The sequence below is a fragment of the Pseudomonas sp. 3MAES_34.3B genome (assembly GCF_058145875.1).
The window spans coordinates 4,339,794-4,355,014 of sequence record NZ_CM176960.1; the positions used below are offsets into that span (position 1 = coordinate 4,339,794).

The window sequence follows — 15,221 nt, forward strand, 5'->3', positions numbered from 1 at the left end:
CTGTTGAACGATCCGGCTGGCCATGCTCATAGGGGATAGCGCGCGTGCCATACCTGCCCCGGTGCCAGTTGGGTTCGGCCCTGGTGGTGAACGAGCGTAATGGCCTGGCCTGCATCGCGCTGCAGCTGCACCTGCAACCGATCGCCATCCCAGGCAACCTCCAGCCATTGCCCGCGATAACGAAGTTTGAGCGTCACCGGGCCAAGCTCCACAGGAATTGCCGGAAATACATGCAGCCCGTCCAATGCCGGGCGCAGCCCCAGATAGTGGCGCTGCAGTACGTCCAATGCGCCCGCCATGGCCGCCAGGTGCACGCCCTCAAGGGTGCCACTGCTGGCGCTGGATTCCAGGTCAGTTGCCAGGCACTGGCGGAAAAATGCCCAGGATTGCGCCATGTCCACATGCGCCATGGCACCGGCGCACACGGTATGGGACAAGCTGGATTCATGAGAGATTCGCGACAGGTGATACTCCACGGCTTCACGGCCGTTCTCCTCGGGCACGGGGTACCCAAGGTGGGCGATCAGTTCGCGGATTTCCTGAGGCGGGAACAGGTGCAACAGCATCAGGGTGTCCGCCTGCTTGGTGATCTGATAACGGTCGGTGCTGTCGCCCTTGGCCTCAAGCATCCAGTCCAGCCGGGGGTGCTCGCCATCGAACCAGTCAGCCGGCGGCATCAGCAACTGATCGAAGCCTTCGAACTGCCCTATTACCCCCGGTGCCACAATCGGTAAAAAGAGTGTGTGGCTGACCTCATGCCAATGTGCAAGCTCGCCCTCGGTAACCCCCAGCCGCGCGCACAAGTCGGTAGCGGCAGGCTGTTCCAATTCGGCCAGCACCTGCGCGGCACGCCGCAGCGACCAGGCTGCCATCAAGTTGGTGTAGCTGTTGTTATCCAGCCCAGCCTCAGCCGCCTCGGGGTAGCGGTTGTGGTACTCATCAGGGCCGATCACGCCCTCGATCACGTAACGCCCACGGGCTGCGTTCCATCGCGCCATGCTGGCCCAGCAACGCGCCACCTCGAGGATTATTTCCCCCGCCATGCCCGCCAGCAGGTCGCGATCCCCGGTCGCCAGGAACAACAGCCAGGCGTCGTACGCGATGGCAGCACCTATGTGGTACTGCCGCCACGTGGGATCTTCTACCCAATGGCCAGACAGCGGATAAAACAGCCAGGGCGGCGTCTGCTCCTGGCCACTTGAAGCGCTGCGCCAGGGGTACAACGCACCTGAGAGGCCGACTGCCTTTGCACGCTGGCGGGCAGCTTCAAGGCGGCGATAGCGATACATGAGAAGGTTTTGAGCGCGATCTGGAAAATGGCTCGCCAGGAACGGGAAGGCGAACAGTTCGTCCCAGAAAATCTGCCCGTGATAGCCCTCTTGCCAGCCCCTGGCGGGAAAGCCCAGATCCCGCCCCAAGCTGAGCGGCGTCACTGTTTGCAGGATATGGGCCAGCGCAAAATCAAGCGGCCGCTGCAGTTCAGGGTGCGCAACGCACACCCGAGCGGCGTCCCAGGGTTGCTGCCAGGCGTTGCTATGCGCGGCTTGCAACTGGCCGAAATCACCCGTGGGCAAATAGCGGCTGAACGCTTCGAGGTCCGCAGCACCCGGCTGCACGCGTATGTGCTTTTCAATGATCAATGCCCCGCTGGCCGGCCACTCGAGCCACGCCTCACGCACGTCGGGCGGGCCTTGCCAGCGCAGCGGCACGCTGGCACCGGTGTAGCAGGCCAGCGTGACCGCCTCCCCGCTCGCCAGGCGCGCGCGCACTGCACTGTGCCCTGCTTCGCTGACCCAGCGCTCATCGGTGCTCAGCCGCGGGCCTTCATAGGCGTGGTTGCGCTCGATCAATTCATTGGCGCGCAGATGCAAGGTGCTGCGCAGCCATACCCCAGCAGGCGGCGATGGGCAGGTGAGGCTCCAACGCAATGCGATCAGGTCGGGCGCTGCGTGGCTGACGAAACGGCATTCCTCGATGCGTAGCTCATACGCCCCGAGCGAGGCGCTGAACTGGCGGCTGAGTTCACAGGTAGCCATTTCGTAGGCCTGACGATAACTGCCGCATGGATTATCCATCCATTGCTGACGGTCCAGAGAAAGGCTCAAGCCCAAAGGATCTGGCAGGTTTACCAACGCCTCTACCCGGCAGCGCTCGCCATTCACCTCGCGCTCGGCGTTGTCGTAAAAGCCGGCCAGGTACAAACCCGGGTAGCCGGGCGATGGCGCCTGCATGGCTGCGAGCTCCGGAGCAGCGCCGCGCAGGCTCAGCACACCGTTGCTGAGGGTAAACAACGCTTCGCGGCGGCGCTCGTCGGCCGGGTCGTAATGCTCGAAAACGATGTCAGTCATGCAGGCGCCTTATGCGTGGTCGCAGGGTTTGAGCCAATGCCATAACCGCTTCCCTGCCCTGATAGGCCGGTTGCGAACCGAAGGCTGCAACGGCCAGGTTGGCCGCGGCGCTGCCCCACAGTGCCGCCTCGACCGCTGGCTGGCCTTCGAGCAGCGCAATGGCGAAGGTGCCGGTGAACGCATCTCCCGCCCCGGTGGCATCAACGGCGGGCCGGCCAGAAGACGGCACGGCGTAGACGCCCTCGGCGCACGCCAGGAGGCAGCCGCCATCGGGCATTTTCACCACGCCAATCTGCGCGCCCAGGCCTTTCAGCGCCTCGGCTGCGCTGGCAGCGTCCGCCTCGCTATGGATGGAATGGCCCAGCAACGCGGCGGCTTCTTCCAGGTTCGGGGTAAGCGCTGTTACCTGAGGCATGAGCCCCCGCTCCAGGCGCTCAGGGAATGAGGGGTCGACCACTACGGGCATTGCTCGCGCGTGCGCCGCCGTGACGGCCAGGCGAACAATGTGGGCAGGCACTTCGTAATTGAGTACCAGCAAGGCCTGGGAGGGTGCTTCGGCAATGGCTGACAACACACGCTGTTGCGCCATCTCATCCCAGGCGTCGTTGGCTTCGTTCGCCAGAATGATCTGCTTCTTGCCGTTCGCAGGCACCGCAATCATCGATACCGCGGTGCCCGCGCCGGTGGCATGGGTAACCCCGTCCAGCAGCACACCGGCCTTACGCAGCGGGCCGAGGGCCTGATCCGCCAGGTCATCCGCGCCTACCCGCCCGAGCAAAAGGCTGCGATGGCCGAACAAGGCGCCCAGGTACGCCGTATTCGCCGCCTTGCCACCGCTCAGCCGCTGAAGGCCTTCGGCGAGGAGTGTTTCCTGGCTACCCGGTGCCTGCGACAAGCGCACCTGAAAGTCAGCATTGATACTGCCCAGGCTCAACAACGTCCGCGGCATGGGAGAGGCTCCGTTCAGGGGATACATACCTGACTGTCACGGAGCCGCAGCGGTTCGGCCGGGTTTGTTAACGGATGTTTGAGCGCGGGCCCGTCGCCCGGCGGCGCAAGTATTCGTGACCATTCACCAACAGGATGCCGGCCATTACCAGCACCGCCCCGACCACAAAGGCCGGCTCCAGCGGCTCGCCCAGCAGCACCACGCCAAACACCACACCGAACAGGGGGGTCATGAATGACAATACGCCCACCCGGGACGCCAGGTAATTGCCCAGCAACCAGAACCACGCCAGAAAGCTGCCGAAGGACACCACCAGCGTTTGGAACGTGAGGCTGACGACCGCAATCGGGGTGGGGTTGAAGTGGGCTTGCCCGGTGAACAGGCTGGCCGCGAACAGCAGAACAAAGGCCCCGACCAGCTGGTACAGCAACACCAGTGAGACCTTCGCGGTCGCCAGGCGGGTGCAGCGCGCGGTCAGGGTGGTAGCAGCCCATGCAACGGCGCCAAGCAAACCCAAGGCATCGCCCCATAGCTGTTGCCCACCGCCGCTCTCGAAAAGCTTCCCCGAAAAGGCCACGGCCGTGCCGGCGAACGCGACAAGAATCCCCAGCCACTGCACGGCATTGAGCCGCTCATGTGGGAGCAAGTAATGCAAACCAAGGGCAGCGAAGATCGGCGCGGTGTAGAGAAACACCACCATGTGAGAGGCCGTGGTGTAGCGCAGCCCCTCCCCGACCAGCAGAAACTCCAGCGCGAACAACCCGCCCACCGCCAGGCCGGGCCGCCACGACCCAGGCACGGTATGCCGCCATTCACGCCGCAGCGTCATCAGCAGTATCACCAGCAGGGCTGCACCGCCTGAACGCAGCGCCAGTTGAAACAGAGGAGCCACGTCCGGGGCTGCGGCTTTCAAGGTAACCTGCTGGAAGCCCCAGATCGCGCAGAGCACGGCCATTAGCCCAACAGCGCGACCATCGACGGGTTTAGCGGCTTGCATAACAAAACGTTCCAACACAAAAGGGGGAACGATTATGCGGGCCGCCGCGCCGATGTACAGGGCAGAACACGGATGCCGAGGCCCAGTACCTGCTACCAGGGGTCAGAGAGCGGAATACTTGTCGTCGACCTTGCGCTTTTCCAGGGTGTAACGCTTGAGGTCGATCTCTTCCCCAGCCAGCTGGTTATCCAACCGGTTCATGTCCGCCTGACGCAGCGCCCGAACGTGAGCGCGAGTAGCCTGGTAGTTGATGGCTTCGGCGCCATCGTAGCCGCTTACCGGGTCCCACAGCACCGACAGCGGCCAGAACAGCAGGTTGACCACCCCAAACCCATACGAGCGCGCGTAGAAGGAGCCGCCGCCGGGCAGCAGGCCCAACCCGGCGGCGAGCCCCGGGTTCTTTTCTTCAACCACGAGGTTTTCCGCGCGGTAATGGTCCAGCTCAGCTTTTTGCGCCGAGTTCAAGGGTGTGGCACAACCCGCCAGCATTCCCAGCAGCGGTACGGCAGCCCACAGGTAAAACTTTGACATCCGAGACTCCAGTTACGATTCCATGTCCCAGGGCCGTCATGGCCCGGGGCGCGTATCCTAACCAATACAATCGCCTGATGGCCAATCGCCAACACTGTTTTTGTAACTGGATCACATCCCACGCCTGTACTGCTACAGCCTTACCCTCCGTTCGGGTGCGCCCCCAGGTACTCCCACAAGGCCTTGGCCACCGAATGTTGAGTGTCGCTTCGCCCACCGAACAGCGTTTGGCCAATATGCAGGCCCAGTTGCCGATAGCTTTCGAACTGGGCCTCGTCGAAGAACTGGTCAGCGGTGCTTTCGTTGGGGAACGTAGAGCTGAGGGCGGCGTAGTTGTAGACGTCCGCCGGCAAGCCTTCGATCAGCCGAGGCTTGAGCAACAACACCCGTGCCTGGAACCGCCGCTCGCCGTCTTCACCTACATGCCAGGCATTGAGCAGCACCGCACAGCGACGGTCGTGGCCTTCCACAGGCTTTTTGAAGTCGCATGGGTTGGCAAAGTACGGTGCGAGGATGGCGTTGTCGCGTACGCGGCTATCGACTTCAAGCTCCACGGCCTGGTCGATACGCGCCAGGCGGATGAGATTCGCAAGGTCGTCGAAACGGTAATCGGGATCACAGCCATTGTCGCAGCCAACGATCAGCTCGATGTCCCTGCGGGTGCGGAGCAATTCGTACACAGCGGTATTTTCAAAATGGCCGCCATCGGACAGGTATTGGTACTCCCGGCGCAGGCCATGGAAGTGGGCAGTCATTTCGTACATCAGGTAGGTCTGGGTCTTGAAACCTCTGGACAGCCACAGCGAAGCGGTTTGCCGCGCAGGGGCGTCCCCAGGGCGGAGGTTTTCGCCACCAGGGGTGCGCTCGGCGAACGCGCTGGGCCACCAGGTGCCCAGGCGGATATTGGCCAGCCCCAACGCCAGTGATGTGCCCAGGCTGGTCGCGCGGCCCAGGCCCGTGGTGAACGCGGCGCCAGAGGTGCCGATCCAGTAGGACACACTCAACGGCTGGTTCAGCTCGCTGAGTATCGGCCGAGGCGCCAGCCGTTGGCGGTACACACCATCCAGGATAAAGCTGGCACCGCCGCCCTGGCTTGCACCGGGGATGCCGGGCGCCACGCACAGGGGCTTGCCTTTGCGGTCCCGCTGCACCAGTTGTTCGGCAGGGTCCACGGTAATGTTCAAGGTGACGTTGATCAGGTGCAGCGGCGCGCAATGAGCCGCGTAGAACTCGTCCAACTGCAAGTCGTCGCCCTTGATCGCATCGGTCACGCTCAGCAAAGGGTTGCCACGCTGGCCCGCGTATCGAAAGCGCAGGCCGTTGGACGCGCCAAGGTAGGCACGGGCCAGGCGGCTGGAGTAAAAGCTTTGAAGCGACGACAGATTGATGAAACCCATGAACTGCCCGGTGCAAATGGCCAACAGCAGTGCACCCAACGCCAGCGCGGCGAGGCACCACGCCGCAGTGGTATACCCGAAGGGCAGCGCCTCGGCTTGTGCCCAATAAACGATCAGGTCCCAGAGCACTGCAACGAACAACAGGATGGCCACACCCGCCACGCCGGCGATTATCCCCAGTGGCAACTTACTGACCCAGCCAGGCAGCGCCTTGTCGTCGGTGAAGCTGGCGATCTTGCGTACCAGCGCGATCAACGCCGGGCCGATAACGGCCAACGAGAGCTGCCCCAGGTTCAATCCCAGTAGCGCGCGGTACGCGGCTGCGGTGAGGCTGTCCACCGTGGCCAATAACACCAGCCCGAGCACAACAATCAGGTGCTGCGCCAGGCTACGGGTAATCTGGATGCGATAGTTGCGCACGCTGTTGTCGGCGCCATCGTTATGCGCGCGCTTGGGCAGCGTGAGCGCCTGGAATCCAAAGGCGAGCAACGATAACCACAACACACCGCTGATAAGCCCCAAGGCAGAGCCGAAACTGCTAGGCCAACCCAGAGGCGCCGAGCCTGCGGCCACGCCTCCAGTGACTGCGGCAACGATCAGCATGGCCACGCTGCCCCAATTTACCAGGCGCACCGGCTCGCTCACGCTATCACGGGGGCAGGCAAGCCAATAGGCCGCCAGCAACGGCAATACGGCGGCAAAGGCCCATAGCAGCGGCAGCCACCACAGCGCATTCCCCAAGGGCAGCGCATGGCTGGTGGCTATACCCGGGCAGGTCGCCAACGGTACCAATTGGGCCTCAGTGGCCAAGGGGCACAGCGCGAAAGGCCCCGGCAAATCGGCAAGCACCGCCGAGCAGAAGCCGCCATCGGTCGCCAGCGGTACAGCCAGGGATTGGCACAACGGCCCGGCAATGCCCAACTTCAACAGCGCCACCACGGCCAACAGGCACAGCAGCGGCATGCCGATCACAAAGTGCACCGACAGCAAATTGCGCAGGGTGGTGGCGAGCACGTAGAAGATGTCCCCTGCCCCGGCAGGCGACAGGTACCGGCCGTTTTCCCGCAGCCAGCCCAGCGGGCCTCTACCCGCGGGGCCGCGCGCATAGTCGCGGGAGGAATGGATACGCTCTGGCGGTTCGAAGTCGAGCACTTCGTAGGCTTGGTCCGCCGCTGCCCGGGGGGTCTGCGACGGGTGCAGGGTGCTTTCACCTTTGCCCATTTCCCGTTGGCTCAACCGGCCGGGGATGAACAGGCTGGTAAAGAACGCACCGATATAGCCGCCGCCGCTGACGGTCGACAAATAATCGAAGTAGGGCAGCAAGCGGGCGGCCGGCCCCGAGGAAGCTCCGTTGGAGCGGTTAGCCGGTGCGGGTGCGCGGGTCAGCGCCTGAAGTACGCCCAATGAAAAGGTCGCGCTGCGAATACCGCCCCCCGACAGCGCCAATGCCCAGTTGCGACCTTCGGCCGGCAACTCGAGTTGCTCGCGGCGCACATCCACACGTTTCTGTTCGGCATCGTATTGAGGATGCGTGGGCGCGGTTCTGTCGATCATCGTGATCCCTCACAGGCACCCGAAGGCAACCGGTGCCTGGGTTCAAGGGCGAATGATACCTGCCAAGTGCCAGGTAAGTGGCTATTTAGTGGCACTTTTTTCAGGCAGGTGTACCGCGCAACGGCGGCTGTGCCAGAGAGCGTAGCCCCGCCGCCTGGCTTTGCCACAGGCGCGTAACGGCCACGGTTGCGCTAGCTCACCCAGCCGCCGAACGGTCATCAAGCTGGCCGATTAACAGCAGATAGCCAGTTATCGCCTTTCGGATCCTGCGGTATTCGACAAAGGCCCTACTCACTCATTTTATGCGGATGGCCACTATGATCGATCTAAGCGTTTGGGACCTTATCCTGCCTGTTGGCGCCCCGGCTCAGGAGGTCGCGGCGGCCAGGCTCAGCACGTTCAGCAACCCGTATTTTCAGAACACCGGCGGCACGCTTGTATTCTGGGCACCTGTGACGGGTTCGCAATCGGGCAGCAGCCACTATCCCCGCAGTGAAATGCGTGAAGTGAACAAAAGTGGCAGCCAGCGCAACTGGAAGTGGAACAGCGGCACCAATGCCATCAGCGGCAAGGTTGCAGTGACCCAGGTGCCGTCGGAAGGCAAGGTGATCGTGGCGCAGATCCACGCGAAGGATGCAGACTCTCCCCTGCTCAAACTGCAATACCGCTTCGCCAAGGGCGTCGGCAACGTGGACATCACGTGGCGCACCAAACCGGGCGACGACAAATCGCCGATCATTTACACCTTCAAGAATGTGCCGTTGGGCCAGCCTTTCACCTACAACATTCAAATGGCCAACACCGGCGTGCTCACCGCGACCGTCAACGGCGTAGTTACCAAGGTGACCCTGGACAGCAAGTGGAAACCTTATTCGTTCTTCTTCAAGGCCGGCAACTACACCCTGGACCACAGCGGCTACACCACCGAAGGCGGGCGCGTGACCTATTACGAGTTGCAGACGAAGCATTGATCTTCGCCCTTATTTGCGAGCTACGCCTTCGGCTCCCACACGATAAGGTCAGTACCACAGCCTCACGCCTACCACCAGGCGGGCTTCCTGGGCGTCGTCGCCTTCTTCGCGGACATAATCGGCGGTGCGGCCGTAGCTTTTGGTCCAGTTCACACCAATGTACGGCGCCACCTCGGGGATGATTTCGTAGCGAAGGCGCAGCCCGGCTTCCAGTGTGGACAAACCACTGCCCTGCTGGCGCACGGGGTCGTTGCGGCTGAAGAAATTTGCTTCCATACGCGGTTGCAGGATAAGCGAGCTGGTGAGCGGCAGGTCGTAATCGCCCTCCAGGCGCAGCGACGACTGGCTGTTTTCCCCCAGGTACAGGGTGGCTTCGGTGTCCAGGTCTGCCAAGGGCTCGCCCTGAATGCCAAACGCCGCCCAGGTTTGCGGTGATTCGGGTTTGAAATCCTGGCGCACGCCACCGACTACCGTCCACCACGGCGTAACCGCATGGCCATACAAGGCTTGCAGCTCGGCGTTCTCGGTATGGCCGTTGGTGCGTTCCCCCTGGGAGCGCAGCCACAAGCGGTCGGTATCGCCCCCTACCCAGCCTTCGGCATCCCAAGCCAGCGCGGTGCCTTCGTCGGCCTTCTGGTACTCCAGCCGGTCGAACAGCCAATAGGCGTGCAGGTCGCTGTCGTGCAGCGCATGGCCCGTGACCTCGGGAAAAGCGGCCGCGCGCTCCTCGGCGGTCGGGGCTGGCAGAGCGGGCGGGGTAGCTGGCGTGGCGGTCGATGGCGGGCCTTGGTTCATGCTGCCGTGGTCCATCCCGGGCATGTCCTCCATGGCCAGCGCAGGGGCGGCACACAAGCCCAGTATCAGCGCAAACAAGGCCTTATTCATCAACGCGCACCTCGCGGAACATGCCCGCTTCCATGTGATAGAGCATGTGACAGTGATAGGCCCAGCGGCCTAGCGCATCGGCGCTTACCCGGTAGCTGCGGCGCGTGCCGGGGGGTACGTCGATGGTGTGCTTGCGCACCAGAAATTCCCCTTCTTCGTCTTCAAGGTCGCTCCACATGCCATGAAGGTGGATGGGATGCGCCATCATGGTGTCGTTGACCAGTACAATGCGCACGCGCTCGCCGTATGTGAGCCGGATGGGTTCAGCATCACTTGCTTTTACGCCGTCGAATGCCCAAACGAATTTGTCCATGTGCCCGGTGAGGTGCAGCTCCAGTGTGCGGCTGGGCTCACGCCCATCCGGGTCGGCGAAGGTGCTGCGCAGGTCGGCGTAAGTGAGCACACGGCGGCCGTTGTCACGCAGGCCGATACCCGGGTCGGTCAGCCGAGGGGTAGGCGCCATGGCTTGCATATCCACCAGCGGGTTGCCCTGCTCCGTCGCAGGATGCCGTGGTTGCGTAGCCTGAGCCATGTTCATGCCGGCGTGCCCGCCATGCTCCATGCCCGCCATGGCGCCGTGGCCCATGCCCATGTCGGCCATGCCCAGCACCACAGCGGCATCCAGCTCAGGCACTGGCGCCGCCACACCGGGGCGGGTGCCTAGCGTTGCACGGGCATAGCCGCTGCGGTCCATAGCCTGGGCGAACACGGTGTAGGGCCCTTCTGCTTCGGGCTGCACCAGCACATCGAGTGTTTCAGCCACGGCAATGCGGAACTCGTCCACGCTCACCGGCTGCACGGGCTGGCCGTCGGCCGCGACCACGGTCATCTTCAGCCCGGGAATGCGCACGTCGAAGTAGGTCATCGCCGAGCCATTGATAAAGCGCAGCCGCAGCGGCTGGCCGGGAGCGAACAGGGCGGTGAAGTTGTCGTCGGGCGCCCGGCCGTTCACCAGGTAGGTGTAAGCCTGGCCGGTAACGTCCGCGAGGTCTGTAGGGTCCATGCGCATCCGTGCCCACATCCAGCGTTCGCGCAGGGTATTGCCCAGGCCTTGCTCCCCCGCATCGTGAAAGAAATCACCCAGGGTGCGCTGGTTCTGGTTGTAATAGCCGGGCTGTTTTTTCAATCGGGCAAAGATTCGGGCCGGATCCTCGTCGGTCCAGTCGGTGAGCATCATTACCTGTTCCCGAACGCGCGGCTGGGTGGCCTCCCGGGGCTCGATCACCAGCGGCCCGTATACGCCGATCTGCTCCTGAAAGCCGGAATGGCTGTGATACCAGTAGGTGCCGTGCTGGCGGACCTTGAAGCGGTATTCGTACATGCCTCCCGGCGCGATGCCGTGAAAGCTCAACCCGGGCACGCCGTCCATGTTGGCCGGCAGCACGATGCCATGCCAGTGAAGCGACGTGGGTTCATCAAGGCGGTTGTGTACGCGCAGGGTCACGGTGTCCCCTTCGCGCCAGCGCAACAACGGCCCAGGCAAGCCGCCATTGATGGTAAGCGCGCGGCGCTGTTGACCGCCCAGCGTCACCTGCTGCTGCTCGATGAACAGGTCAAAGGTATCGCCGCTGAGCTCTGTGAGGCCGGTAGCGAGGGCCGGTGCCGCCCACCCCGGCGTGCGCCACGCACCGGCATACCCGGCTACGCCCAAGGCCGCGAGGCTTTTAACAAAGGTTCTTCTGTCAGGGCGGTAAGGCATCAAGGGGGTCCTGTGAGCGTTGGTGCACGGCGGCAATCTGGGATCAGCGCTTATCTGAGCATTAAATAGTGCCAAGGTTGCGCCTCGGTGTAACAGCGAATTACTGCTGCCGGGTCTAACGATAGAACCGCCCATGGCCATATGGATATGAACAATCGGCCTTGGAACCCCATCCTGTTATGCACATAACCTAGGGTCACCCACCACAGGAGTGACGAAATGGCTATAAGCATACAACCGGTTGCAGGCAAGCTTGGCGCACAGGTTTCGGGGGTGACCCTCAGCGGCGATCTGGGTGCAGAGGCGTTCAGCGAAATCCACCAGGCCCTGCTCCGTCACAAAGTGCTGTTTTTCCGCGACCAGGCGCTGACTGATAGCGAGCAGGAACGCTTTTCCCGCCTGTTTGGCGAACAGGTACCCCACCCCACCGTGCGCTCCGCTGGCGATACCCACGCGGTACTCAACCTGGATTCGAAGGAAGCCCGCGCCAATTCCTGGCACACCGACGTGACCTTCGTGACGGACTTCCCCAAAATTTCGATCTTGCGGGGCGTGGTGATTCCGCCTTACGGCGGCGATACCGTGTGGGCCAATACGGCCACCGCCTACGAGGCCCTGCCGGCCCCGCTGCGGCAACTGGCAGACACCCTCTGGGCCGTGCACAGCAACCTGTACGACTACGTGGCCCCGCAGCATGCCACCGAGGCAGCCCTCAAGCGGTACCGCGAAGAATTCACTGCGCAAGAATACGAAACCGAGCACCCGCTGGTGCATGTGCACCCCGAAACCGGTGAACGCGCGCTATTGCTCGGGCACTTCGTGAAGCACTTCAAAGGGGTGAGCAAAGCCGACTCCAAACATTTGTTCGAGCTGTTCCATCAACGCATCACCGACCTGAACAACACCGTGCGCTGGCGCTGGCAGGCCGGCGATGTGGCCATCTGGGACAACCGCGCTACCCAGCATATTGCCGTCAATGATTACGGCGATGCCCAGCGCATCGTGCGCCGCACCACCATTGCCGGTGACATCCCCGTCAGCATCGACGGCCAGCACAGCCGCGCGCTCAAGCCGAACCCACACGCACGCTCGCCACGCACCGAAGCCGACAAAAAACACCTGGCAGCCTGATCGCAAGCAAGGAGGAGGCACCATGGCAACGCACACTTCAGGATTATTGTCCCGCTTGACCGCGCTGGCGCTGGCAATGGGGGTGGGCATGGGGATGGCCCACGCCGACGTATTGCGCATCGGTGTGGCCAGCGCGGGGGGCGGCGATCCGGTGACCTTTGGCGCGTCCAGCCTGAGCATCGCTCGCAACCAGCAACTACTGGAAAAAGCCTTCGAAGGCACGGGCACCGAAGTGCAGTGGTTCTTCTTCAAAGGTGCGGGGCCGGCGGTGAACGAGGCATTGTCCAACCAGCAGATCGACTTTGCATACGAAGGCGACCTGCCACAAGTGGTGGCCCGGGCCAATGGCCTGGACACTCGCCTGCTGGCCGCAATCGGGACGCGCTCCAACGTGTACGTGGCCGTGCCCAAGGGCTCGGACATCCATACGCTGGCGGACCTCAAGGGCAAGAAGGTAGCGATTTTCCGCGGAACGAACGGCCATCTGGTAGCGATCAACGTGTTAGCCACCCAGGGCCTCACCGAGCGTGACTTGAAAGTGATCAACCTCGACAACGGCAGCACCCAGGCCGCGCTAGCCGCCAAAGGCGTGGATGCCGCGTTCGGTGGCTTTGAGCTGTTCAAGCTGCGAGACCAGGGCCTGGTGGACATCATTTATGACAATGCCGAGCAAGACCCGCGCTTCACCCGGCAAACCGCCCTGCTGGTACGCGCCGCTTACGAGAAGGAGCACGCCGCCGAAGTACAGAAGGTAGTGGATACATTGGTGGACGCCGCGCGTTGGTCCAGCCAGCCTGAGAATCAGCAAGCGGTGTTCGAGGAGTGGGCCAAATCGGGGGCGCCGCTAGCTTCGTGGGAAGCGGACTACCGTGGGCAGTCAGTGAAAACCCGGCTGTCACCGCTGCTCGATGGGTTTGTAAGGGACCGCTACCAGGCCGTGGCGGACCAGGCCTACAAGGAAAAGCTCATACGCAGGCCGGTAAGCGTAGAGGGCTGGTTCGAGCCCCGTTACCTCGACGCGGCCCTGAAAGCCAAGGGGCTGCAAGGCTTCTGGACGGCCTGGGCGCCAGATGGCAAGCAGGCTGAAAGCACTGCCGCTACCGCGAGCGCCCCGGCGCCCAAGGAGGCCAGCCATGAGCCAGGCTAGCGTTCACACGGCTGAGCTCCCCGCAGCCAGCGCACTGGATCGCCCCACACGCGCCCTGCGCCAATGGCGCGTTGGCCACCACGCATTGCCATGGCTGTTGCCTATTGCCTTGCTGGCGGTATGGCAAATGGGCGTGACGCAGGGGTGGGTGTCCGAACAAGTGCTGCCAGCGCCGCGTTACGTCTGGGAAACCCTGGCCGACCTGGTGCGCAGCGGGGACTTGTGGGTAAACGCCAGTGCCAGCCTGCAGCGCGTGTTGGTCGGCTTTGCTGCAGGAGCGGTGCTTGGGCTGTCGCTGGGCGCGGCGATGGGGCTATGGAAGCCCGCGCGCGACTATCTGCTGCCCACGTTCAACCTGCTGGTGCAGATACCCGTGCTGGGTTGGCTGCCATTCGCACTGCTGCTGTTCGGGATCGGCGAGCCGCTCAAATATGCATTGATCGCCAAGGCCGCGCTGGTACCGGTCACGCTGGCCACGCTGCAAGCCTTCGCTCAGGCACCGCCGCGGCTGCTGGAAGTAGGCCAGGCGTATGGTTTCAGCCGCCGCCAGCTGCTGTTCCATGTGGTGCTGCCGGCGGCTATCAGGCCGCTGTTCACCGGGCTGCGGTTGGGGTTCACCAAAGCCTGGCTGTCGCTGGTGGTGGTTGAGCTTGTGGCGTCCAGCGAAGGCCTGGGTTACCTGATCGTGTACGGCCGCCAGCTGTTCCAGCTGGACCTGGTAATGGCCGCCGTGGTTGTGGTGGGCGCCGTGGGCTTGTTGATCGACCGTGGTTTGGATGTGCTCGAACGCCGTATTACCCGAGGGCAACCGACATGAGCAGCCTGGCGCAGCCATTACCTTCGAACAGCGGCAGGCAGCGCGGCTGGGTAGTGCCTATCGCCGCCATCGGCCTGTGGTGGCTGGCGTGCAGCCAGGGCTGGAGTGATTCGCCCTTGCTGGTATCGCCCGAGCAGGTCGCCAACACGGCGTGGGCCGAACTAAGCAGCGGCCGCCTGGCAAGGGCCTTGGCCGCCAGCCTGGCGCGCGACCTCAGCGGCTTCGCCATCGGTACAGCCGGCGGGCTGGCGCTGGGCGCGCTGCTGGGCCTTTCTGCCTTGGCGCAACGTTTGGTGGGCCCCAGCTTCAACACCTTCAAGCAGGTATCGCTGTTTGCGTGGATACCGCTCATTTCCGTGTGGTTCGGCCTGGGTGATGTGGCCAAAGTGGTGTTCCTGTCCCTTGCTGCGCTGGTACCCGTAGCGGTAAACACCCGGGATGGTTTGCGAAAAGTGTCGCCAGCACTGCTGGAGGTCGCCCGTGTGTACGGCTATACCCGCTGGCAAACTTTGGTGGAGGTCCGCTTGCCCGCGGCGCTGCCCTCCATTTTTACCGGCCTGTATCTGGGCTTGATCTATTCATGGCTTGCAACCATCGGCGCGGAATACCTGCTGGTGTCCGGCGAAGGGATTGGTAACACCCTGATCGATGGCAGCGAGCACTTTCGCATGGACCTGGTGCTGTTCGGCATGGTGGTGATCGGCAGCGTGGGCTGGGCGCTGAATGCCTTGGCCCGGCTGGCCGAACGGCGGTTGAGCCGGCGCTTCGGCAATCTGTGATTCAAACGAGGGAACG

General features: G+C 63.2%; 12 protein-coding genes. 5 read left to right on the forward strand and 7 right to left on the reverse strand.

Features of this window, described 5'->3' with window-relative positions:
- Window positions 1-26 precede the first annotated feature (26 nt).
- The 5 genes from AC3Z8Y_RS19325 to AC3Z8Y_RS19345 all read right to left on the reverse strand — a co-directional run bounded on the left by AC3Z8Y_RS19325 (window position 27) and on the right by AC3Z8Y_RS19345 (window position 7,776).
- A complete protein-coding gene (locus tag AC3Z8Y_RS19325; RefSeq protein ID WP_490087177.1) occupies window positions 27-2,348 on the reverse strand; it encodes a glycosyl hydrolase family 65 domain-containing protein in 2,322 nt (773 codons plus the stop codon).
- Window positions 2,341-3,297, reverse strand: a complete 957-nt coding sequence (locus AC3Z8Y_RS19330; protein ID WP_490087178.1) for a PfkB family carbohydrate kinase — start codon at window positions 3,295-3,297, stop codon at window positions 2,341-2,343. Before AC3Z8Y_RS19330 ends, AC3Z8Y_RS19325 begins: the two co-directional genes overlap by 8 nt.
- Window positions 3,298-3,364: 67 nt before the next feature.
- Entirely contained in the window at window positions 3,365-4,294 is a 930-nt protein-coding gene (locus AC3Z8Y_RS19335) for a DMT family transporter (protein WP_490087179.1), read from the reverse strand.
- A gap of 102 nt (window positions 4,295-4,396) precedes the next feature.
- Window positions 4,397-4,825 carry a hypothetical protein gene (locus AC3Z8Y_RS19340; RefSeq protein ID WP_181111316.1) on the reverse strand — a complete coding sequence of 143 codons (429 nt, stop codon included), beginning with the start codon at window positions 4,823-4,825 and terminating at the stop codon, window positions 4,397-4,399.
- Between the two features lie 140 nt (window positions 4,826-4,965).
- Window positions 4,966-7,776, reverse strand: coding sequence for a patatin-like phospholipase family protein (locus AC3Z8Y_RS19345; RefSeq protein WP_490087180.1), 2,811 nt, complete (start codon window positions 7,774-7,776; stop codon window positions 4,966-4,968).
- 317 nt (window positions 7,777-8,093) lie between these two features.
- On the opposite strand from AC3Z8Y_RS19345, the gene AC3Z8Y_RS19350 reads away from it, so the two are divergent.
- Window positions 8,094-8,747 carry a polysaccharide lyase family 7 protein gene (locus tag AC3Z8Y_RS19350; protein ID WP_490087181.1) on the forward strand — a complete coding sequence of 218 codons (654 nt, stop codon included), beginning with the start codon at window positions 8,094-8,096 and terminating at the stop codon, window positions 8,745-8,747.
- Between the two features lie 48 nt (window positions 8,748-8,795).
- Here the strand turns inward: AC3Z8Y_RS19350 and AC3Z8Y_RS19355 are convergent, their stop codons facing one another.
- Window positions 8,796-9,635, reverse strand: a complete 840-nt coding sequence (locus tag AC3Z8Y_RS19355) for a copper resistance protein B (protein ID WP_490087182.1) — start codon at window positions 9,633-9,635, stop codon at window positions 8,796-8,798.
- The gene (locus tag AC3Z8Y_RS19360; protein WP_490087183.1) at window positions 9,625-11,331 is read right to left on the reverse strand and encodes a copper resistance system multicopper oxidase; all 1,707 of its coding nucleotides are present in this window, start codon (window positions 11,329-11,331) and stop codon (window positions 9,625-9,627) included. The genes AC3Z8Y_RS19355 and AC3Z8Y_RS19360 overlap by 11 nt, the downstream gene beginning before the upstream one ends.
- Window positions 11,332-11,550: 219 nt before the next feature.
- Here AC3Z8Y_RS19360 and AC3Z8Y_RS19365 point away from each other — a divergent pair, with 219 nt between their 5' ends.
- From AC3Z8Y_RS19365 to AC3Z8Y_RS19380, 4 genes are read left to right on the forward strand one after another with little or no spacing between them, the layout of a single operon-like run.
- The gene (locus tag AC3Z8Y_RS19365) at window positions 11,551-12,462 is read left to right on the forward strand and encodes a TauD/TfdA dioxygenase family protein (protein ID WP_490087184.1); all 912 of its coding nucleotides are present in this window, start codon (window positions 11,551-11,553) and stop codon (window positions 12,460-12,462) included.
- A gap of 22 nt (window positions 12,463-12,484) precedes the next feature.
- The gene (locus AC3Z8Y_RS19370; RefSeq protein WP_490087185.1) at window positions 12,485-13,609 is read left to right on the forward strand and encodes an ABC transporter substrate-binding protein; all 1,125 of its coding nucleotides are present in this window, start codon (window positions 12,485-12,487) and stop codon (window positions 13,607-13,609) included.
- Window positions 13,596-14,426, forward strand: a complete 831-nt coding sequence (locus tag AC3Z8Y_RS19375; protein ID WP_490087186.1) for an ABC transporter permease — start codon at window positions 13,596-13,598, stop codon at window positions 14,424-14,426. Before AC3Z8Y_RS19370 ends, AC3Z8Y_RS19375 begins: the two co-directional genes overlap by 14 nt.
- Window positions 14,423-15,205: an ABC transporter permease gene (locus AC3Z8Y_RS19380; RefSeq protein ID WP_490087187.1), complete on the forward strand. Its 783-nt coding sequence runs from the start codon at window positions 14,423-14,425 to the stop codon at window positions 15,203-15,205. The genes AC3Z8Y_RS19375 and AC3Z8Y_RS19380 overlap by 4 nt, the downstream gene beginning before the upstream one ends.
- Window positions 15,206-15,221: the final 16 nt, after the last annotated feature.

What these genes read in the sequence shown, in the direction of transcription:
- AC3Z8Y_RS19375 (WP_490087186.1), top strand. Translation starts at nt 13,596, where the DNA reads ATGAGCCAGGCTAGCGTTCACACGGCTGAGCTCCCCGCAGCCAGCGCA.
- AC3Z8Y_RS19325 (WP_490087177.1), bottom strand. Translation starts at nt 2,348, where the DNA reads ATGACTGACATCGTTTTCGAGCATTACGACCCGGCCGACGAGCGCCGC.
- AC3Z8Y_RS19370 (WP_490087185.1), top strand. Translation starts at nt 12,485, where the DNA reads ATGGCAACGCACACTTCAGGATTATTGTCCCGCTTGACCGCGCTGGCG.
- AC3Z8Y_RS19350 (WP_490087181.1), top strand. Translation starts at nt 8,094, where the DNA reads ATGATCGATCTAAGCGTTTGGGACCTTATCCTGCCTGTTGGCGCCCCG.
- AC3Z8Y_RS19380 (WP_490087187.1), top strand. Translation starts at nt 14,423, where the DNA reads ATGAGCAGCCTGGCGCAGCCATTACCTTCGAACAGCGGCAGGCAGCGC.
- AC3Z8Y_RS19360 (WP_490087183.1), bottom strand. Translation starts at nt 11,331, where the DNA reads ATGCCTTACCGCCCTGACAGAAGAACCTTTGTTAAAAGCCTCGCGGCC.
- AC3Z8Y_RS19340 (WP_181111316.1), bottom strand. Translation starts at nt 4,825, where the DNA reads ATGTCAAAGTTTTACCTGTGGGCTGCCGTACCGCTGCTGGGAATGCTG.
- AC3Z8Y_RS19365 (WP_490087184.1), top strand. Translation starts at nt 11,551, where the DNA reads ATGGCTATAAGCATACAACCGGTTGCAGGCAAGCTTGGCGCACAGGTT.
- AC3Z8Y_RS19330 (WP_490087178.1), bottom strand. Translation starts at nt 3,297, where the DNA reads ATGCCGCGGACGTTGTTGAGCCTGGGCAGTATCAATGCTGACTTTCAG.
- AC3Z8Y_RS19345 (WP_490087180.1), bottom strand. Translation starts at nt 7,776, where the DNA reads ATGATCGACAGAACCGCGCCCACGCATCCTCAATACGATGCCGAACAG.
- AC3Z8Y_RS19335 (WP_490087179.1), bottom strand. Translation starts at nt 4,294, where the DNA reads ATGCAAGCCGCTAAACCCGTCGATGGTCGCGCTGTTGGGCTAATGGCC.